Annotated in this window: 18 protein-coding genes; 11 read left to right on the forward strand and 7 right to left on the reverse strand. The window is 71.6% G+C overall.

Annotated features, from left to right (window positions below; genetic code table 11):
• Positions 1–350: 350 nt before the first annotated feature.
• From argC to OG259_RS33115, 5 genes are read left to right on the forward strand one after another with little or no spacing between them, the layout of a single operon-like run.
• Positions 351–1,379: an N-acetyl-gamma-glutamyl-phosphate reductase gene (gene argC, locus OG259_RS33095; protein ID WP_328945581.1), complete on the forward strand. Its 1,029-nt coding sequence runs from the start codon at positions 351–353 to the stop codon at positions 1,377–1,379.
• Positions 1,376–2,542 carry a bifunctional glutamate N-acetyltransferase/amino-acid acetyltransferase ArgJ gene (gene argJ / locus OG259_RS33100; protein WP_328945582.1) on the forward strand — a complete coding sequence of 389 codons (1,167 nt, stop codon included), beginning with the start codon at positions 1,376–1,378 and terminating at the stop codon, positions 2,540–2,542. The genes argC and argJ overlap by 4 nt, the downstream gene beginning before the upstream one ends.
• On the forward strand, positions 2,539–3,474 hold the full coding sequence (gene argB / locus OG259_RS33105) for an acetylglutamate kinase (RefSeq protein WP_328945583.1): 936 nt from the start codon (positions 2,539–2,541) through the stop codon (positions 3,472–3,474). Before argJ ends, argB begins: the two co-directional genes overlap by 4 nt.
• Positions 3,474–4,679 (forward strand): acetylornithine transaminase, encoded by a 1,206-nt coding sequence (locus OG259_RS33110; RefSeq protein ID WP_328945584.1) that lies wholly within the window; start codon positions 3,474–3,476, stop codon positions 4,677–4,679. Before argB ends, OG259_RS33110 begins: the two co-directional genes overlap by 1 nt.
• A 7-nt stretch (positions 4,680–4,686) precedes the next feature.
• Positions 4,687–5,217, forward strand: coding sequence for an arginine repressor (locus tag OG259_RS33115; protein WP_266889818.1), 531 nt, complete (start codon positions 4,687–4,689; stop codon positions 5,215–5,217).
• 76 nt (positions 5,218–5,293) lie between these two features.
• On the opposite strand, the gene OG259_RS33120 is transcribed toward OG259_RS33115, so the two are convergent.
• The 4 genes from OG259_RS33120 to OG259_RS33135 form a co-directional block, all read right to left on the reverse strand.
• Entirely contained in the window at positions 5,294–5,896 is a 603-nt protein-coding gene (locus OG259_RS33120) for a hypothetical protein (protein WP_328945585.1), read from the reverse strand.
• Positions 5,893–6,264, reverse strand: a complete 372-nt coding sequence (locus OG259_RS33125; protein WP_328945586.1) for a hypothetical protein — start codon at positions 6,262–6,264, stop codon at positions 5,893–5,895. Before OG259_RS33125 ends, OG259_RS33120 begins: the two co-directional genes overlap by 4 nt.
• A complete protein-coding gene (locus OG259_RS33130; protein WP_328945587.1) occupies positions 6,257–11,242 on the reverse strand; it encodes an HD domain-containing protein in 4,986 nt (1,661 codons plus the stop codon). The genes OG259_RS33125 and OG259_RS33130 overlap by 8 nt, the downstream gene beginning before the upstream one ends.
• Positions 11,243–11,321: 79 nt before the next feature.
• The gene (locus OG259_RS33135; protein ID WP_328945588.1) at positions 11,322–12,023 is read right to left on the reverse strand and encodes a L,D-transpeptidase family protein; all 702 of its coding nucleotides are present in this window, start codon (positions 12,021–12,023) and stop codon (positions 11,322–11,324) included.
• A gap of 278 nt (positions 12,024–12,301) precedes the next feature.
• Here OG259_RS33135 and argH point away from each other — a divergent pair, with 278 nt between their 5' ends.
• Positions 12,302–13,729, forward strand: coding sequence for an argininosuccinate lyase (gene argH, locus OG259_RS33140; RefSeq protein WP_328945589.1), 1,428 nt, complete (start codon positions 12,302–12,304; stop codon positions 13,727–13,729).
• Between the two features lie 17 nt (positions 13,730–13,746).
• Here argH and OG259_RS33145 read toward each other — a convergent pair whose 3' ends face one another.
• Positions 13,747–14,256, reverse strand: a complete 510-nt coding sequence (locus OG259_RS33145) for an HAD domain-containing protein (RefSeq protein ID WP_328945590.1) — start codon at positions 14,254–14,256, stop codon at positions 13,747–13,749.
• Positions 14,257–14,340: 84 nt separating this feature from the next.
• Here OG259_RS33145 and OG259_RS33150 point away from each other — a divergent pair, with 84 nt between their 5' ends.
• Both OG259_RS33150 and OG259_RS33155 read left to right on the forward strand, forming a co-directional pair.
• Entirely contained in the window at positions 14,341–14,892 is a 552-nt protein-coding gene (locus tag OG259_RS33150; RefSeq protein WP_328945591.1) for a TetR/AcrR family transcriptional regulator, read from the forward strand.
• A complete protein-coding gene (locus tag OG259_RS33155; RefSeq protein ID WP_328945592.1) occupies positions 14,889–16,433 on the forward strand; it encodes an MFS transporter in 1,545 nt (514 codons plus the stop codon). Before OG259_RS33150 ends, OG259_RS33155 begins: the two co-directional genes overlap by 4 nt.
• Before the next feature lie 104 nt (positions 16,434–16,537).
• Here OG259_RS33155 and OG259_RS33160 read toward each other — a convergent pair whose 3' ends face one another.
• Positions 16,538–17,209 (reverse strand): lysophospholipid acyltransferase family protein, encoded by a 672-nt coding sequence (locus OG259_RS33160; RefSeq protein WP_328945593.1) that lies wholly within the window; start codon positions 17,207–17,209, stop codon positions 16,538–16,540.
• A gap of 220 nt (positions 17,210–17,429) precedes the next feature.
• Between OG259_RS33160 and OG259_RS33165 the strand changes: the two genes are divergently transcribed.
• The 3 genes from OG259_RS33165 to OG259_RS33175 all read left to right on the forward strand — a co-directional run bounded on the left by OG259_RS33165 (position 17,430) and on the right by OG259_RS33175 (position 19,898).
• On the forward strand, positions 17,430–18,632 hold the full coding sequence (locus OG259_RS33165) for a glycerophosphodiester phosphodiesterase (protein ID WP_328945594.1): 1,203 nt from the start codon (positions 17,430–17,432) through the stop codon (positions 18,630–18,632).
• Between the two features lie 107 nt (positions 18,633–18,739).
• Entirely contained in the window at positions 18,740–19,363 is a 624-nt protein-coding gene (locus tag OG259_RS33170; protein ID WP_328945595.1) for a sigma-70 family RNA polymerase sigma factor, read from the forward strand.
• A gap of 37 nt (positions 19,364–19,400) precedes the next feature.
• A complete protein-coding gene (locus tag OG259_RS33175; RefSeq protein ID WP_328945596.1) occupies positions 19,401–19,898 on the forward strand; it encodes a GNAT family N-acetyltransferase in 498 nt (165 codons plus the stop codon).
• A gap of 1 nt (position 19,899) precedes the next feature.
• Here the strand turns inward: OG259_RS33175 and OG259_RS33180 are convergent, their stop codons facing one another.
• Entirely contained in the window at positions 19,900–20,334 is a 435-nt protein-coding gene (locus tag OG259_RS33180; RefSeq protein ID WP_328945597.1) for a hypothetical protein, read from the reverse strand.
• Position 20,335 lies beyond the last annotated feature (1 nt).

Here is a 20,335-nt window from a genome sequence, read left to right on the forward strand (position 1 = left end):
CCTCCGGCGCGCGAGATCGCCCACTGTCGAGCCGACGAATGCGTCTGCTGACCGTAGGGCCAGCATGCGCGCTTGCGGCGCTCGGCGCACCCGGTCGTGGATCGGGGTCGGCTCGCCCGGTGTCCTCGCATCCCTGTCCGTTGTCCGTGGGTGCACCCGCCCCGACGGGCCCCGCGGCGCTCCCAGGGGTGCGGGGCGCACGGGTGCGGCCGGGAGTGAAGGGCGGGCGCGCGCGAAAATGGGGGTGGAGGTGGGTGACGCCCTCGCGCCTTCGCGCCCGCACCTCCGGCATGTCGTTGCATAAAACTGCGGCGACACGTATAGTCATGCCATCCATGAGGAGGGTTTCGATGACGGTACGAGTAGCAGTGGCGGGTGCGAGCGGATACGCGGGTGGAGAGCTCCTGCGTCTTCTTCTCACCCACCCCCACGTGGAGATCGGCGCCCTGACCGGCCACTCCAACGCAGGCCAGCGACTCGGGGCCCTGCAGCCCCATCTGCTGCCGCTCGCCGACCGCGTCCTCGTGCCCACCACCGCCGAAGAGCTCGCCGGGCACGATGTCGTCTTCCTCGCCCTGCCGCACGGGCAGTCCGCCGCCGTCGCCGAGCAGCTCGGTCCGGACGTCCTCGTCGTCGACATGGGCGCCGACTTCCGGCTCAAGGAGCCCGCGGACTGGGAGGCGTACTACGGCTCCCCGCACGCCGGGACCTGGCCCTACGGCCTCCCCGAACTGCCGGGTGCCCGCGCTGCGTTGGAGGGGTCCAAGCGTGTCGCGGTGCCCGGTTGCTACCCCACCGCCGTCTCGCTCGCGCTCTTCCCCGCGTACGAGAACGGGCTCGCCGAACCCGAGGCCGTGATCGTCGCCGCCTCCGGTACCTCCGGCGCCGGCAAGGCGGCCAAGCCGCACCTCCTCGGCAGTGAGGTCATGGGCAGCATGTCCCCGTACGGCGTCGGCGGCGGCCACCGCCACACCCCCGAGATGATCCAGAACCTCAGCGGACCGGCGGGGGAGCGGGTCACCGTCTCCTTCACGCCGACCCTGGCGCCGATGCCCCGCGGCATCCTCGCCACCTGCACCGCCACCGCGAAGCCGGGCGTCACCGCCGAGACCGTACGGGCCGCGTACGAGAAGGCCTTCGCGGACGAGCCCTTCGTCCATCTGCTGCCCGAGGGGCAGTGGCCCGCGACCGCGTCCGTCTACGGTTCCAACGCCGTTCAGGTACAGGTCGCGTATGACGCGGCGGCGAACCGGATCATCGCGATCAGCGCCATCGACAACCTCACCAAGGGCACCGCCGGCGGCGCGGTGCAGAGCATGAACATCGCCCTCGGCTACCCCGAGAGCACCGGACTTTCCACGATTGGAGTGGCGCCGTGAGTGTCACCGCAGCGAAGGGATTCACGGCAGCGGGCATCGCCGCCGGGATCAAGCAGAACGGCAACCCGGACCTGGCCCTCGTGGTCAACACCGGGCCCCGCCGCGCCGCCGCGGGAGTCTTCACCTCCAACCGCGTCAAGGCAGCCCCCGTCGTCTGGTCCCAGCAGGTCCTCGCCGACGGCGAGCTGACCGCCGTCGTCCTCAACTCCGGCGGCGCCAACGCCTGCACCGGCCCCCAGGGCTTCCAGGACACCCACGCCACCGCCGAGAAGGTCGCCGAGGTCCTCAGCGCCAAGGGCGCGGACGTCGGCGCCGGCGAGGTCGCCGTCGCCTCCACCGGCCTCATCGGCATCCTGCTCCCCATGGACAAGCTCCTCCCCGGCGTAGAGAAGGCCGCGGCCGAACTGTCCGAGCACGGCGGCGAGAAGGCCGCCATCGCCATCAAGACCACCGACACCGTCCACAAGACCTCGGTCGTCACGAGGGACGGCTGGACGGTCGGCGGCATGGCCAAGGGCGCCGGCATGCTCGCCCCCGGCCTCGCCACCATGCTCGTCGTCCTCACCACCGACGCCGACGTCGACGCCAAGGGCCTGGACAGCGCCCTCCGGGGCGCCACCCGTGTCACCTTCGACCGGGTCGACTCCGACGGCTGCATGTCCACCAACGACACCGTCCTCCTCCTCGCCTCCGGCGCCTCCGGCACCACCCCGGCACAGGACGCGTTCACCGAGGCCGTGCGGGAGGTCTGCGACGACCTCGCCCGCCAGCTCATCGGCGACGCCGAGGGCGCCAGCAAGGACATCCGCATCGAGGTGATCAACGCCGCCACCGAGGACGACGCCGTCGAGGTGGGCCGGTCCATCGCCCGTAACAACCTCCTCAAGTGCGCCATCCACGGCGAGGACCCCAACTGGGGCCGGGTGCTCTCCGCCATCGGCACGACGGCGGCGGCCTTCGAGCCCGACGAGCTGAACGTCGCCATCAACGGCATCTGGGTGTGCAAGAACGGATCCGTCGGCGAGGACCGCGACCTCGTCGACATGCGCTACCGCGAGGTCACCATCACCGCCGACCTCGCCGCCGGCACCGAGTCCGCCGTGATCTGGGCGAACGACCTCACCGCCGACTACGTCCACGAGAACAGCGCGTACTCGTCATGAGCGACCCCAAGAACCCCGGGGGCACGCCGGCCGAGAGCACCACCCGGAAGCACACCGCGCTCCCCAAGGCCCAGATCCTCATCGAGGCCCTGCCCTGGCTGACGCGGCACAACGGCAAGACCGTCGTCATCAAGTTCGGCGGCAACGCCATGATCGACGAGGACCTCAAGGCCGCGTTCGCCCAGGACGTCGTCTTCCTGCGCCAGGCCGGCCTCAAGCCGGTCGTCGTGCACGGCGGCGGCCCCCAGATCAGCGCCGCCCTCGACCGGCACGGCATCGTCAGCGAGTTCAAGGCCGGCCTGCGGGTCACCACCGAGGACGCCATGGACGTCGTACGGATGGTCCTCGCCGGCCAGGTCCAGCGCGAGCTCGTCGGGCTGCTCAACCAGCACGGCCCGCTCGCCGTCGGTCTCACCGGCGAGGACGCCCACACCATCACCGCCACCCGGCACCGGCCGGTCGTGGACGGCGAGCAGATCGACATCGGCCGGGTCGGCGAGATCACCGCCATCGACACCGGCGCCATCCAGGCGCTCCTGGAGGACGGCCGGATCCCGGTCATCTCCTCCATCGCCCGCTCCCAGGACGACGGACATGTCTACAACGTCAATGCTGATACGGCGGCTGCGGCACTCGCTGCGGCGCTGGGCGCCGAGACGCTGATGGTCCTGACCGACGTCGAGGGCCTCTACGAGGACTGGCCCCACAGCGACGAGGTCATCAGCCGGCTCACCGCGAGCCAGCTGGAGAAGCTGCTGCCCGAGCTCTCCAGCGGCATGGTCCCCAAGATGGAGGGCTGCCTGCACGCCGTACGGAACGGGGTCACCACGGCCCGCGTGATCGACGGCCGGGTCCAGCACTCGATCCTGCTGGAGATCTTCACCGACGAGGGCATCGGCACGATGGTCGTGCCGGACGGACAGGGGGACTGATGAGCGGCACCGGCAACGAGCAGCTGACCCAGCGGTGGCAGGGCTCGCTGATGAACAACTACGGCACCCCCCGGCTGCCCCTCGTCCGCGGTGAGGGCGCCAAGGTCTGGGACGCCGACGGCAACGCGTACCTGGACTTCGTCGGCGGCATCGCCGTCAACGCCCTCGGCCACGGCCACCCGGCGATCGTCGAGGCCGTCACCCGGCAGATCCAGACCCTCGGCCACGTCTCCAACCTCTTCGTCGCCGAGCCGCCCGTCGCCCTCGCCGAGAAGCTCCTCGCCCTCTTCGGCCGGCCCGGCAAGGTCTTCTTCTGCAACTCCGGTGCCGAGGCCGTCGAAGGCGCCTTCAAGATCGGCCGGCTCACCGGCCGCTCCCACATGGTCGCCACCCAGGGCGGTTTCCACGGCCGCACCATGGGCTCCCTGGCGCTCACCGGCCAGCCCGCCAAGCAGACCCCGTTCCTGCCGCTGCCCGGCGACGTGACACATGTGCCGTACGGGGACGTGGAGGCGCTGCGCGCCGCCGTCACCGAGGACACCGCCCTCGTGATCATCGAGCCCATCCAGGGCGAGAACGGCGTCGTCGTCCCGCCCGTCGGCTATCTGAAGGCGGCCCGGGAGATCACCCGCGCCACCGGCACCCTCCTCGTCCTCGACGAGGTGCAGACCGGCATCGGTCGCTGCGGCCACTGGTTCGAGTACCAGGCCCACGAGGGCGTCGAGCCCGATGTCGTCACCCTCGCCAAGGGCCTCGGCGGCGGCCTCCCGCTCGGCGCGACCGTCGCCTTCGGCCCTGCCGCGGACCTCTTCGGGCCCGGTCACCACGGCACCACCTTCGGCGGCAACCCGGTCGCCTGCGCCGCCGGACTCGCCGTTCTCGACACCCTCGGCGCCGACGCGGCCCTCGACCACGTGAAGGCGGTCGGGGAGCGGCTGCGGCAGGGAATCGAGGGTCTGGGCCACCCGCTGGTCTCCCACGTCCGTGGTGCGGGCCTCCTGCTGGGTATCGTGCTCACGGAGTCCCTCGCACCCCAGGTGCAGCAGGCGGCTCAGGACGCCGGCCTCCTGGTGAACGCGCCCGCCCCCGATGTCGTACGGATCATGCCTCCGCTGGTCCTCACCGACGCCGAGGCGGACGCCTTCCTCCAGGCCCTGCCCGGAGTCCTCGACGTGGCGAACGGGCAAGGACGAACCGGAGAATGAGACGACGATGACCGACGCGCAGGAAAATGAGCACGGCGGGCCGTCCGTTCCGCAGACCCGCACCGCACGCCACCGCAGGATCGTCGACATCCTCAACAGGCAGCCGGTGCGCTCGCAGAGCCAGCTCGCCAAGCTCCTCGCGGACGACGGGCTGAGCGTCACCCAGGCGACGCTCTCCCGCGACCTCGACGAGCTGGGCGCGGTGAAGATCCGCAACACCGGCGGCGAGCTGATCTACGCGGTGCCGAGCGAGGGCGGATTCCGCACCCCGCAGGCCCCGTTGGGCGAGTCCGCCAAGGAGGAGCGCATGCGGCGCCTCTCCGGCGAACTGCTGATCTCCGCCGAGGCGTCCGCCAACCTGGTGGTCCTGCGGACCCCGCCGGGCGCCGCCCAGTTCCTCGCGTCGGCCATCGACCAGGCCGAACTCCGCGCGATCCTCGGCACGATCGCGGGAGACGACACCCTGCTGCTCATCAGCCGCGACCCGGCGGGCGGCCAGGCACTCGCGGACCACCTGCTGAAGCTGGCGCAGAAGTAGCCGGCGGTACGCGGCAGGGGAGCGGGACTCGGCAGGACCGCCGAGGCCCGTGCTCGAACCCCGACAGAGGCACCGGTCAGCAGGCGCTGACCGGTGTCAGGGTCACCAGAGACGTGTGCGGCACCACGCGCAGGGTCTTGGCCGTGCCCCGTCCCGTCCGTAGGGCGAACCCCCGCGGATCGGCTCCCACCAGTTCCCCGCACAGCTCCTCGTACGGGGTGCTGAGCCGGACCATGGACGACGCGGGTGACGGGGTCGCCGACCAGATCACGGCGGTCGCGGTGACCGCCAGCGCGAGACCGGACACACAGCACACGGCGGCCCAGCGGAGCCGATGTCCGACGCGCCGCACCTCGTCCGAGGTCCAACGGCGCAGCGCCTGCCCGCCCAGCACCATCTCCTTCTCGGGGCGGCCATGAGCAGCCCTCACGGCGAGCAGGGTTCCCCAGACCAGCACGACGAAGGCCGCGAGCACCAGGGAGGCCGCCCAGCGGGCCGTGTCCCCGGGGAGACCCGACAGCTGATCCTGACCCTTGACGACGGTGAGCACGCCGAGGAGCGCCGTCAGCCCGGTCAGTCCGGTCCGCCAGCCCTCGGCCTGCCGGCGCAGCTCCGGCAACTGACTGAACTCCAGCTCACGTGCGAGTTCCGCCCAACGCCGGTCCGAGCGATCGGTCATGACGGCGTGTCTCCTGTCTCTGCCGTTCTCACACGCCAACTGGCTCCGCACCCGATGAACGCGGCGTCCGGGGGCATCGACGGATGGGGGTGACCGCACTCGCAGAAGTGGACCTCGCTGCCCACGACATCGGGGCTGTCCTCGGCCCGTCGGTCGCGGAAGGGCCAGGGTGCCTTGGTGCCGATTCCGGGAAGGCCGTACGCGTACTCCGAGACCGTGGGTCCGGCGCAGCGCGGACACACCCCGGAGACCGAGAGGGTGCGGCCGTCGGACGCGATGTGCTGGGCGAGGGCGAGCGACAGCTCCCCGAGCGATGTCTCGGCATACGGGAGTTCGGCGTCGTGAGCGGCCGTACGGGATTCAGTCACCGTCGTCCTCTCCTTCCGGGGAGTCGGGTTCGAGTGCGAAGAGTGGTGCGTACAGCCGGAGGCGCTCCGCCGTCCAGGCCTCGCTCTCGCCCGTGGCGCGAGCCGCGAAGGCGATCCGGTCCGCGTCGACCCGGCCGTGCAGCGCGGGCAGCATGCCGTCCCCGTGTACGGACAGCGCGATCAGGTCCTGCCAGAGGGGCACCGCTTCGGACACCTCCGACAGGTGTGGCGGCCGGGATCCCCACGAGGCCTGCAGCGGAAGATAGGGCACGAGACGCTGCCACGTGCTGCCTATGGGCTCTCCGAGCCGGGCGGCGATGCTCAGGAGATCGAGCGGGCAGAGCGGTTCTCCCTCGGGAGAGACATGATGTTCCGAGCTCAGGGCGGCGATGTCCGCGCCCGTGGGTACCCGCTCGGGAAGGCCGACCACCTCGGCGTCGGTCAACGCCGGTACGAGTGCGCCGAGCGCGCGCAGGGGATCCAGACGTCGGTAGGCCTCGCGGACACCGATGCGCAGGGATTGCGCGTAGCGGGCCAGGCGGGCACCTGTCAGCGGGGTCCATCGGGGTGGCTCGAACCACTCGCCGTGGAACGAACCGTCCTCGTCCTCGACGCCGTGGTCGAGCAGAGCCCAGCTCGCCTCCCGGCCGGGCCGAAGCCCGGCCAGGCCCTCGGGGAGCGGGGGAACGGTCAGGCCGGCCTTCTTCGCCTCGCGGCGGGCCTTCTTCCACGTGCTGCCGAGGGACGTCCTCAGCATGACGCTCGCCGAGAAGAGAACGTCCTCGGTGGGGAGCACCGGATAGTCGGCACCGACGAAGGACGGATCCTGGCCCGAGAACAGGCACTGCTCCGCCAGCGACAGCCCGTCCCAGGCCCTCATCAGAGCTCCCGCCGGCGGCACCTCGAAGCCGGCCTTCGCCAGATCCTCGATGATGTACGAGAGTTCCGCCCAGTCGACGGAGTGCGGTCGCAGGTAGGCCAGGTCCCGTAGGGTCAGGCCGAGCTCCGGCCGGATGCCCGAAGCCGGTGCGGGGGCGAGGATGCGGGAGGCCTCCGTTTCCAGGGCGAGTCCCTTCGAGGCCTTGCCGCGGTAGCGGCGATGGTGACGCCAGCCCAGGTACGCGACCCAGCGGGCCAGTTCCCTCTCCGCCGAACGCAGCGTCGTCTCCCTGCGCTCGGCGCATTCGACCGTCGCCGCCCAGGTGAGTTCCACCGTCCCGTCGGCGTCCTCCCGGACATAACTCTCCAGCACGGGGCCGATGTCGTGCGGTACCTCGCTCCATCGTTCGACCTCCTCGGCGGAGGGGACCGTCCACCCCAGCCAGGCGAAGCCGGCCATCCGGTCCCGCAGCGCGAGCGGGTCCGTACCGAGTCCCCGTGCCGCCCGTACCACGTCCCAGGGCCATCGGGTACGGCGCCACGTTCCGTGCTCCTCGACGTAGAGCATGTCGAGGTCGTTCTTGTCGCACACATGGTCCCGGTGGTGGGGTGGAACCGTGGGCAACGGGTGCCTGAGGAACGGGGCGTACCTGGTGCAGTGGTCCGTCAGCTCGCCGAGAGGCCGGTACCCGGCGTACGAGGCTCGTACGAGGCCACCGAAGTCGTCCGGCGCGTGCCGGTAGTCGTTCTCCTTCGGCGCCGACCACACGTCCGACTCGTCCCCCAGCAGCCCCTTCATGATCTCCGCGTCAGTCCGGTCCGGAGTCCAGTCGAGACCGTCCGCGCTCAGGACCGGGGGAGGCGCGAGCCGTGCATGGGCCACCCGCAACGCTCGGGCGGTGCGCAGCACGGCCGCCACCGGGACTCCACGGTACTGGGCGGCCTGGACCGCGGTGCGCCAGTCACGGGTCATCGTGGACACGACAGTCGCCCACCCGGGTGCGGGTATCGGGTAACCGGCGAGGGATGCGGGCACCGCTTCGTCCCGGGAGAGGGACGGCTCGTCCAGGGCCGCGGCACGCCATGCGCGCGTGTAGGCCCAGCGGTCCTTGTTCCGGTAGGGCGCCGGTTCTCGCTGCAGGATGTGCGCGTCCCAGGTGAACCAGCCCGTGGTGTCGAGGGAGGCATCGGGCTCCCAGGGTTGCCTCTTCACCCGCAGGCCCCTGCCACGCCACGCCTCCCAGATCTGGCCTGCCGCCGAAGGGTGGTTCGACTCCAGTGACCAGAGCCAGTCGAACGTCAGCCCCGGCCAGCCCGCCAGTCTCTCCGCTCCGTCGCGGTATGCGGAGGCGGCCCAACGACGGTCGTAGGACGTCAGCTTCTTGCGGTTGATGCTCAGGTCCCCGGCGTGCCTCCCGGACAGGTTGAGCACATGGCCGAACGGCGCCTGGTCGGTGACGATCCCGTCGCAGAGCACCGCTCCCCTTCCCGGCACCCACCACAGCACACCGGGAACGGCCTCCACCGTTCCGCCGTGGCCGGCGTCGAACTGCAGCTGCCCCGGCAGCCAATGATGGCTGTGCCCCGACGCGTCGCGCACACGCAGATCGAACTCGCTGACGAGGACGTGTCTGCGGAGCGTCGCCACGCACGAGAGGCCGGTTGCGACGGAGGCGCCTCGGAGGTACAGGCGAACCCGTGTGCCACCTTCCGGCAGCCCGGACTCGGCGGAGCCGGACTCCTGGACACGGAACAGGCTGCCGCTGCTGGAGATGTCGACCCTCAGCGCCCGGTGGGCGAGGCTGCCCTCCGGGCTGACCGGCCGGGTGACGATCGACATCTCGTCGGCCAGCATGAAGTAGCTGAAGACGCCGATACCGAAACGGCTGTTGGGGTAGAGGCGCAGTTCCCGGTCGTGCCGCAGCCAGGCCGCCTGCTCGCGGCGGAACGAGCGTGTCTGTCCGAAGCGGCGCCCGGCCTGCGTGAACGTGTTCGTGAGCTGTTCCACGTCCATGCCCACGCCGTTGTCCCGGCACTCGACGAAGGGGCCGCGCTCGTCCTCGCCCGCCTCGATGGAGATGCGGCCCTGCCATGCCGCGGGCTCGCAGCCTCGGCCGCTCAGATACCGCCAGCGCATCGCCCGGTAGCGGCAGGCGTCCATGGCGTTCTGGTACAGCTCGCGCAGGGCGAGAGCCGGTTCGTCGTCGTACAGCCGCTCGCCCATGAGGAGGTCGCGCACCTCCGTCTGCGCCAGGCTGAACCGGAGCAGGGGCACGTCGTAGGCGGCGTCGCCGCTGTCCGAGCGCGGTCGCAGCGAACGGTCCGTCACCCGCTCCGGCACCCCGTCGAGGAGTGCCGCCTGTCCGGGCGGCAGATGATGCGCGGACTCCCGCAGCGTACGGGCGAGTTCGTCCGCCTGCTCCACGGTGGCGGCGAACGCCGCGTGCGTCGCCGGGTGCGCGCACGCGAGGTCCAGGTGCAGACCGCGGGCGTCCCGGTCCCAGGCCGCCGTGCGAGCGGCGTCGATGAGGTCCGCCGGTGTCACGGGATCCGAGACGGCCAGATGCTCGGCCACCACGTCGGGCAGGGCGCGGACATCCAGGGAGAGCACGGCCGCGAGCCGCAACAGGGCCGCGATCTCCCGCACCCGAAGCGTCTGATGACCGGCGGGCAGCAGGATCCTGGCCGGCTTCTCCGGCGCGGCCGCTTCCTCGGGTGCGCCCAGGGCGATGCCGGCGGCGACCGTACGCAGGGCCCGGGCCAGGACGCCCACCCGGTCGCCGCCCGGGGTTCCGTTCATGAGCGCGGAGGCCAGGGCCCCGGCTTCCGTGTCGGGGACGGGCTCCTCGTCCGTCTCGAAGAGCTCCGTGATCCACCGGTGCACCAGCCAGAGCGCGATGTCGACCGCTTCCTCGTGCTTGCCCCCCAACCAGGAATCGGTCAGCTTGCGCGCGATGTGGGGATGGTGCTCGGCGACCTGTTCGTAGTGGCGTCGGCGCGCGTCGCCGTCCTCCTGGCGGTGCACCCCGTACGGCTCGACATCGCGCGCCTGGCTGAGCCGTCGCGCCCAGGCGGCCTCGTGGAGGAACGGAGCGGCGACGAGGGCGGCGGCCTCGACCTCGGACAGTTCCGCGGGGGCGGGCAACAGACCGGGAAGGCGATGGAGGAGGAGGCGTACGGGATACGAGTCGTCGGCCCACGGGTCGGGCATCCGCGCGCGGGCCTGATGGACCACCGCGGCACACGATTCGGCGAGGGCCGCCAGCTGTTCCCGGAGCTCCTCGATCCGCTCCGGGTCGCTTCGGGCGACCCGGTGCCACACCTCGGTGTCCCGGGCGGCCGCACGCCAGGCCTCCAGGAGCGGCCGGCCTTCGCAGATCACGGTGGCCCGGGCCTCGGCCTCCATCTCGGAGCCGTAGCGCACCTGGGGCTCCTGGCGTTCCCGTCGGTGCCGATGAGCCAGGCGCAGGGTCTGCCGCTTCGTGGCCTCGTAGACCTCTTCGGTCGTCCGTGCCCGGGTCAGCGGGCCGAGGGCTTCGGCGAGCGCGAGGGTGAAGAAGCTGCCCTCCGGGGTGCAGCCGGACCGTTGACCCGCGGCGCACGAGGTCATCAGCACGAACCGGCCCGACGGCTGCCCTTTGAGGATGCTGCTGGCGAAGAGCGGCCGGGCCGCGTCGGGATCGCTCCGGCACGCGTCGATCAGCCAGAGCACGGTCCCCGCCGCGCACACGGACAGGGACGGGCTGATGTCGGCGGGTAAGAGCGTGTCGACGTACGGCTGATGCCAGGTGTCGTCCCGCGGGGCCCGGGCGTCGAAGGGGACCAGGTAGTCGGTGTCCCCGATCCGGACGCCGTGCCCGGAGAAGTGGACGAGGAGGGTCCCGTCCGGCGGCACGTCGCGCGACACCTCGTGGATCTTCGTGCTGATGTCGGCACGGGTCGCGTTCCACAGGGTCACCACGGCATAGCCCGAGGCGCGCAGCGCCGCCTCGAGCTCCCGCTGGTCGGCCGCGACCGCCTCTTCCAGGGCCTCGAACCGATGCGCCGCTTCCGGCGCGGACGCCACGGCGATCAACAGTGCGGTGCGATGCTCTGCCATCCGCTTCCCCCCATCACAGCAGAACACCATGATCGCACCGGGGACTGACAGCGGCCTTGCCCGTGACGCCGTCGCGAGCTCAGTGGCGCGTGATCGCCGTCGGACCGCCCCGCGTTCCGACGGCGATGTGCGGTCGGCGCGCGGGGTCCGCCCAGGCGAGCACCGCGCGCATCGCGTCCGCCGGTACGGAGACGCAACCGGCGGTCGCCCCAGCCCCGTCGACGTGCAGAAAGATCCCGGCCCCGCGCCCGCGTACCGGTCGGTCGTAGTTGAAACCGATGACGAGCCCGTACGCGTACTGGCGTCGGTACGCGACCAGGTGCTCGGCCTCGGCGGGCCGGCAGTCCCGGGGCAGCCCCTCGACCCAGCGGTTGTACGCGCGGGAGTCGTCGTCCTGGCACCACCAGGACCGTTCGGTCACGCGCGCGTAGCGGTACGAGGTCCCCGCGGGCGCGGGCTCGATCCCGAAGGCGTACGGCAGTCGGTAGAGCCCGGTGGGCGTGGTGTTCGTGCCCTGCCGGCGCCGCTCGCCCTCGACGAGCCCCTTCGCCCCGAACCGGGCCGGCGCGGAGCCCGCCTCCACCCACCGGCCGCCGCGCCGGTCCCACCAGGTCAGGGTGCCCGTGGTGGAGCCGGCACCGGCGGCCACGGCGGTGATCAGCTGCGAGCCGCCACCGGTGTCGGCCATGCCCGCGGGCAGCGGTACGGGGCTGGGCGCGGCGCCGAGGGACATCAGGGCGGCGCCGAGAACGAGAAGGGTGCGGGGGAGCGTGGTGCGCATGGGCGCGAGGCTAGGGGCCGCGCCGTGCACCACGCGCGCGCGACGCGGCTGATCGGCGGCGTGCGGCACTCGGCGCGCAGTCCCCGGTCCTCCCTCCGGCCCCGGAGCAGCGCGTTGACAAACCATACGGTGGATTGCATAGTTATGCCTACGTCAGGATGTCGCCGGCCGCGCCGGCGAACCTGGCGTGACCCGCCCCCGTTGAACAGGTCACCTCCCGTCCCGCCTCCGGGACGAGGCGGTGGCGGTAGTACCCACTCTCCCGAGGAGCAGCAGCTGTGAGCAGCAACAACGGTGACGTCCGGCTCTGGGGCGGACGGTTCGCCGACGGCCCCGCCGAGGCCCTGGCGAAGCTGTCCGCGTCGGTCCACTTCGACTGGCGTCTCGCGCCGTACGACATCGCCGGTTCCCGTGCCCACGCGCGCGTGCTGCACAAGGCCGGGCTGCTCACCGAGGACGAGCTGACCCGCATGCTCGCCGGTCTCGACCGGCTGGAGGCGGACGTCGCCGACGGCACCCTCGTCGGCACCATCGCGGACGAGGACGTCCACACCGCCCTGGAGCGCGGTCTCCTGGAGCGCGTCGGCCCGGACCTCGGCGGCAAGCTGCGCGCCGGCCGGTCCCGCAACGACCAGGTCGCCACCCTCTTCCGGATGTACCTGCGCGACCACGCCCGGATCATCGGCGGTCTCGTCGCGGAGCTCCAGGACGCCCTCGTCGGCCTCGCCGAGGCGCACCCGGACGTCGCCATGCCCGGCCGTACGCACCTCCAGCACGCCCAGCCGGTGCTCTTCGCCCACCACGTCCTGGCCCACGTCCAGTCCCTCTCCCGGGACGCCGAGCGGCTGCGGCAGTGGGACACCCGTACGGCGGTCTCCCCGTACGGCTCCGGCGCCCTCGCCGGTTCCTCCCTCGGGCTCGACCCGGAGGCGGTCGCCAAGGACCTGGGCTTCGAGCGCGGGTCGGTCGGCAACTCCATCGACGGCACGGCCTCCCGTGACTTCGTCGCCGAGTTCGCCTTCATCACCGCGATGATCGGCATCAACCTCTCGCGGATCGCGGAGGAGATCATCATCTGGAACACGAAGGAGTTCTCCTTCGTGACCCTCCACGACGCCTTCTCCACCGGCTCGTCGATCATGCCGCAGAAGAAGAACCCGGACATCGCCGAGCTCGCCCGGGGCAAGTCCGGCCGCCTCATCGGCAACCTCACCGGCCTCCTCGCCACGCTCAAGGCGCTCCCGCTCGCCTACAACCGCGACCTCCAGGAGGACAAGGAGCCGGTCTTCGACTCCTGCGATCAGCTGGAGGTCCTGCTGCCCGCCTTCACCGGCATGATGGCCACGCTGACCGTCAACCGGGAGCGCATGGAGGAGCTGGCCCCGGCCGGCTTCTCGCTCGCGACCGACATCGCCGAGTGGCTGGTCAAGCAGGGCGTGCCGTTCCGGGTGGCGCACGAGGTGGCCGGCGAGTGCGTGAAGGTCGCCGAGTCCGAGGGCAAGGAGCTGGACGAGCTGACGGACGAGCAGTTCGCCAAGATCTCCGAGCACCTCACCCCCGAGGTCCGCACGGTCCTCAACGTCCCCGGCGCCCTCGCCTCCCGCAACGGCCGCGGCGGCACCGCCCCCTCGGCGGTCGCCACCCAGCTCGTCGAGGTCAAGGCCGACCTGGTGATCCAGCACGCCTGGGCCACCGCCAAGAAGTAGCCCCACCTCTCAGAGGGTCACAGCGCCGCCGCCCAGTCCGCGAGCGCGTCGAAGTCCGGCCGGATCAGCCCGATCCGGGGGTCGACGTGCAGCAACAGGGCGGCGGCGAGGTGGTTCCGCTCCACGTACTCGTGGTCGTACGCGGTGATGTCGTCGTCGACCCAGGCGAACGGCCGCCCGGCCGCGTACTCCAGGATGTACTGCGTCTTCCAGAAGGTCCCGCGAGGGGCCTTTCCGTGCATCTGGGGCCAGTCGATGTACGGCAGTTCGGGCAGTCCGAGGTGCGGCCCGATCCAGTCGTTCGCCTCGCCCTTCCAGGTCGTCGCCCAGACCAGCTCGTACACCTCGGCCAGTGCGAGCAGCTCGCCCCCGTGTGCGGGATTCAGCCACACCCGCAGCGGCTTCGTCTCGAACCAGCCGCCCGGCCGCATCCGATGGGTGGCGTACCCCTCCGGACGTCGCTCGCGCTGCGCCGCGTACGGATTCAGTGGCCCGTCGACATCGATCAGCAGCAGTGGCTTCGTCATGTTCACAGCATTCCGTCCCCGCCCTGGTGAGGCGTTGATTTATCTAATGAGACATTGATGTCTCATTCGGTGTATGGTCGTCTCATGTCAGTCGATCGCACCCAGGTGCTCCACGCAGCCGCCGCCCTGCTCACCCGCAAGGCGACCGCCACGTTGGACGAGGTCGCCCGCGCCGCCGGTATCGGCCGTGCCACGCTGCACCGGCACTTCGCCGGGCGGGACGCCCTGGTGCGGGCGCTCGAAGAGCTCGGGCTGCAGGAGATGGAGGCGGCCCTCGACCGGGCCGCGCTCGACGAAGGGCCCGAGGACGAGGCCGTACGACGGCTCGTCGCCGAGGTCGAGGACGTCGCCCCCCTGCTGTCGTTCCTCTACACCGAGAACCAGCTCTTCGAGGGCGACCAGCTCAACGAGGGCTGGTCCCGCCTCGACGCCCGGGTCTCCGCGCTCTTCCGGCGCGGACAGGAACGGGGCGTCTTCCGGATCGACCTGACCCCCGCCTGGCTCACCGAGGCCTTCTACGGGCTCGTCGGTTCCGGCGCCTGGGCCGTGCAGGACGGCCGGGTCGCCGCCAAGGAATTCCAGTACATGATCGCCGAGCTGCTGCTCGGCGGAGCGCGCAGGAGCGTGGAGAAGTGACCACCAGCACCCTCAAGACCGCGGGCCATACCGAGGGCGTGCACCGCCCCGGCCGGTGGCTCGCCCTCTCCGTTCTCGTCCTGGCCGTCCTCCTCGTGGCGGTCGACGCCACGGTGCTCGGCCTCGCCACCCCCTTCCTCTCCGAGGACCTGAAGCCCTCCGGCACCCAGCTCCTCTGGATCGGCGACGTCTACTCCTTCGTCATCGCCGGACTCCTGGTCTCCATGGGCAGCCTCGGCGACCGCATCGGCCGCAAGAAGCTGCTCCTGATCGGTGCCACCGCCTTCGGCGCCGTCTCCGTGCTCAACGCCTACGCGACCAGCCCCGAGATGATGATCGTGGCCCGCGCCCTGCTCGGTGTCGCCGGTGCGACCCTGATGCCGTCCACCCTGGCGCTCATCCGGAACCTCTTCCACGACCCGCGCGAGCGCAGCCTCGCCATCGGCATCTGGGGTGCCATGGCCTCGGCCGGCGCAGCCGTCGGACCGGTCGTCGGCGGGTTCCTCCTGGAGCACTTCTGGTGGGGCTCGGTCTTCCTCATCAACCTGCCCGTCATGGCGGTCCTCGTTCTCGTCGGCATCAAGCTGATCCCCGAGTCCAAGAACCCGAACCCGGGCCCCTGGGACCTGCCGAGCGTCGCCCTCTCCCTCGTCGGCCTGATCGGCATCGTCTACGCGATCAAGGAACTGGCCTCGCACGGCATCTCCCTCGACGCGGGCGTCGCCGCCCTCCTCGGAGCCGCGGCCCTGACCTGGTTCGTCCGCAGGCAGCTGACCCTGCCCGCGCCGCTCCTGGACATGCGCCTGTTCCGTCACCGCGGTTTCTCGGGCGCCGTGCTCGCCGACCTGCTGACCATCCTGGGCCTCTCCGGCCTGGTGTTCTTCCTGTCCCAGTTCTTCCAGCTGGTCCAGGGCCGGCAGCCCCTGGAGGCCGGACTCGCCGAACTCCCGGCAGCGGTCGGCGCGGTCACGGCCGGTCTGATCGCGGGTCTGGTGGCCCGTCGCTTCTCCGTACGGTCCGTGGTGGCCGGCGGTCTCGCGGCGGTCGGCCTCTCGCTCGCCGTCCTGACGACGCTCGACCAGCACACCGGCTACCCGCTGCTCGGTGCGGCCCTGCTCGTCGTGGGTGTGGGTGCGGGCTTCGCCTTCACCGTCACCGCCGACGTGATCCTCTCCAGCGTCCCGAAGGAACAGGCCGGATCCGCCTCCGCGGTCTCCGAGACCGCATACGAACTGGGTGCGGCGCTCGGCATCGCCGTCCTCGGTTCGATCGTCACCGGTGTCTACCGGGACTTCGCCACCCCGGCCGATGTCCCCTCCGAGATCGCGTCCGCCGCGCACGAGTCGCTCGGCGGCGCGGTCGAGGCGTCCGGCGCCCTCGCCCCGGACACGGCGACGGCCCTGGTGTCGGCCGCCCAGGAGGCCTTCGTCGACGGCCTGCGGATCGCGGCGGGCGTCGGCGCGGCGGTCCTCCTCGCGACGGCGGTCGCGGCCTGGTTCCTGCTCAGGGGCCAGAAGCTGGAGGACGGCGTCGAGCACTGACGCCCGGCGGACATGACGGTGCCCCGTACGGCCGAGCGGCCGTACGGGGCACCGTCACGTGTGCGCGGGGCCGGGCGGCCCCGGGAACTGCGCGGCCCGGGGGACTACGCGGCCTTCGCCTTCGTGGCGTACATGTCCACGTACTCCTGCCCGGAGAGCCGCATGACCTCGGCCATCACCGAGTCCGTCACCGCCCGCAGCACATAGCGGTCGCGGTCCATCCCGTCGTACCGCGAGAACTCCATCGCCTCGCCGAAGCGGACCGTCACCTTGCCCGGACGCGGGAAGCCCGCGCCGCCCGGCTGGATCTTGTCGGTGCCGATCATCGCGAACGGGATCACCGGCGCGCCCGTCATCAGGGTGAGTCGCGCGATGCCCGTACGGCCCCGGTACAGCCGGCCGTCGGGGGAGCGAGTGCCCTCCGGGTAGATCGAGAAGATCTTGCCCTCTTCGAGGACCCGACGGCCGGTCATCAGGGCCGCCACACCGCCGCGGCCGCCGTCCCGGTCCACCGGGATCATGCCGACGCTGGTGAAGAACCAGGCCATCGCCCGGCCCTTGACGCCCTTGCCCGTCACGTACTCGTCCTTGCCGATGAAGTGGACCGGACGGTCCAGGCAGATCGGCATGATCATCGAGTCGATGAAGGTCAGGTGGTTGCCCGCGAGGATGACGGGACCGGTCCCCGGGATGTTCTCGGCGCCCTCCACGCGGGGGCGGAACATCAGGCGCATGACCGGCCCGAGCACTGCCTTGATGATCGCGAGACGGGACAACGGTTCCTCCGGTGGGACGCGGGTCAGTCGAGCTGACGGTGCAGCTGGCGACGATACTCGCGGGTCACGCCCGTGCGCACATCGGGTTCACCGAGTGGATACGCAGTGTTGACGTGTGTTTCCGCCATGTTCGGCGTAGGTCTGCCGCCCGTAGGGCCCCGATGCCTAGCGTCGGGGGCACCCGTCGACAGGTGCGGGACATGACACAGGAGGACACCACATGACCCAGGGCGAACGCCGGATCCCGGCCCGGCGCACGGTTCTCGGAGCGGCGGGCGCCACCGTCCTCGGCGCCTCCACGGCCCTCGCCGCGGGCAGCGGCGTGGCACAGGCGGCGGCGTCGGGGACCGCCGAGGTCCCGTCCGCGGCGTCGGGCCGGAGTCACGGTCACGGCCGCGGCTACCGCTCCCTGCCCGTCCCCACCGTCATCGCCCACCGCGGCGCCAGCGGCTACCGCCCCGAGCACACCCTCGGCTCCTACCGGCACGCCCTGGACCTCGGGGCCCACGTCATCGAGCAGGACCTCGTCCCCACCAAGGACGGGCACCTCGTCTGCCGCCACGAGAACGACATCACCGGCACGACCGACGTCGCCGACCACCCCGAGTTCGCCTCCCGGAAGACCACCAAGAGCGTCGACGGCGTCTCCCTCACCGGCTGGTTCACCGAGGACTTCACGCTCGCCGAGCTCAAGTCCCTCCGGGCCAAGGAGCGCATTCCGGCCGTCCGCCAGGAGAACACCCTCTACGACGGCCGCTGGACGATCCCCACCTTCGAGGAGGTGCTGCGCTGGGCCGAGGAGGAGGGCCGTCGCCGGGGCCGCGAGATCTGGCTGCACGTCGAGACCAAGCACCCCACGTACTTCCGCTCCCTCGGCCTGGGCCTGGAGGAGCGCCTCGCCAAGCTGCTGCGCCGGTACGGCCGCCACCGCGCGAACTCCCCGGTCTTCCTCCAGTCCTTCGAGCCCGGCAGCATCCAGCGGCTCGCGAAGCTGGTGGACTCGCCGGGAGTGGTGCTGCTCTCCGGCGCGAGCAGCCGCCCCTGGGACTTCGTCCAGGCAGGGGACCCGCGCACGGTCGCCGACCTGGTCACGCCCGAGGGCCTGCGCTGGATCGCCTCGTACGCCAAGGGCATCGGACCCACCCTCGACCTGGTGATCCCCAAGGACGCGAGCGGCCGCCTCGGCGACCCGACCACCCTGGTCCGCGACGCGCACGCGGAGGGCCTGATCCTCCACCCGTACACCCACCGCAACGAGAACTCCTTCCTGCCCGCGGACTTCCGCAGGGGCACGGACCCGACGGCGTACGGGGACTCCTTCGGGGCCCTGAAGCGGTACCTGGAGACGGGGATCGACGGCATCTTCTCCGACAACCCGGACACCGCCCTGCTGGGCGCGGCGGACTTCACCGCCCGCGGCTGAGTCCGGACACCCGTGCGGGTCCGGCCATCGGGCCCGCACGACCTCCTCCCGGGTGGTTTACGCCCCGTACCGCAACCACGCCCGCGTGCCCCGGCATCGTGCGGTTCATGACCACCCCCGGCATCACCGCCCCCGGCACCACCACCTCCGGCACCACGACCCTCGACGACACCGCCGCCCCCGCCGTCGACGACACCGCCACCCCCGGGCTCCTCGCCGCCCTCGCCCCGCTGCTCGCCGCCGAGTCGGACGCCGAGGCGCCGGCCGCCGGAGTCGACCCGGGCGACCTGGAACAGGCCGTCTGGCTCCGTCTCCTGGAGCAGCTCAAGGAGACGGGGGCCGCCCCCGAGCGCCCCGCCGAATGGCTGCGCCGCGCCGTCCGCGCGGAGGCCCGCCGTGCCCGCAGGACCAGCGACCGCGAGCGCCCCTACCGGGACGAACCCGCCCAGGATCCGGGCGGCTCCGGGCCCCACGGCTCCCCGGAACACTCGCTGATGGTCGCCGAGGGCAGCCGCACCCTGCGCGCCGCCGTCACCAGGACGCCCGGCCGCTGCCCCCGGGTGCTGACCGCGATGCTCGATCCCGAGGACCCCACGTACCGGGAAATCGCAGGAGAGTTGGGTATCTCACAGGGCAGTCTGGGGCCGATGCGTTCCCGTTGCCTGGGATGCCTGCGCAGAATGCTGGCTGCAGAGGTTCCCGCCCCCGGCCGACGGGGAAGGGTGCGGTAAACCGATGATCGACCAGATGAGCGGGAGGCGTGCACACATGGGCCTGAGTGTGACCATCTCAGCGGCGGATGCGCAGGACGCGGAGCACATCCTGAAGCTGCAGTACCTCTGCTACCAGAGCGAGGCGGAGCTCTACGGGGACTGGTCCATCGAACCGCTCACCCAGTCGCTCGACGCCCTGCGCGCCGAACTGGCCGAGGGGCACGGTCTGGTGGCCCGGCTCGGTGACGAGGTCGTCGCCTCCGTACGGGCCCGGCTCGACGAGGACGGCACGGTACGGATCGCCAAGCTGATCGTGCACCCGCGCATGCAGCGCCACGGCCTCGGCGGCCGGCTCCTCGACGGCATCGAGCGCCACTTCGCGTCCGCTGCGGAGCAGCTCCCCGCCCCGTCCGCCAAGCGCTTCCAGCTCTTCACCGGCCACCGCAGCGAGGGCAACCTGCGCCTCTACCGCAGCAAGGGGTACGCGCAGGTCGCCACCCGCGAGCTCGGCCCCAGGCTCACCCTGGTGACCCTGGAGAAGGCCGCCGCCTGACTCAGGCGGCGGTGAGGGTCCGCGACCGGCGCAGCCACCAGATGCCGGTCAGCGGAAGCAGGACCGGAATGAAGAGATAGCCGTAGCCGTAGTCCGACCAGACCGTCGCGTCCGGGAAGGCGGACGGCTCGACCAGCGTCCAGGTCCCGACGATCAGCACGCCCGCGAGCTCGGCGGCGCAGCACACCAGCGCCGCCCTGCGGGCCGTCTCCCCGCCCCGCACCAGGGTGTAGGTGATGAAGGCGTAGACGACGGCGGCCACCGCCGACAGGGCGTACGCGAGCGGCGCCCGGTCGAACTCGGTGGCGATCTGGTAGATCGAGCGGGAGACCGCGCCGACCGACATCACGCCGTACAGCCAGACCAGCAGGATGCCGGGGCCCGTGACGAGACGGGTCTTCGCGCCCCGTGCGGCCTTTTCCTGCGTCTCGGTCATG

It is taken from the genome of Streptomyces sp. NBC_00250, assembly GCF_036192275.1.
Taxonomy (GTDB): Bacteria; Actinomycetota; Actinomycetes; order Streptomycetales; family Streptomycetaceae; genus Streptomyces.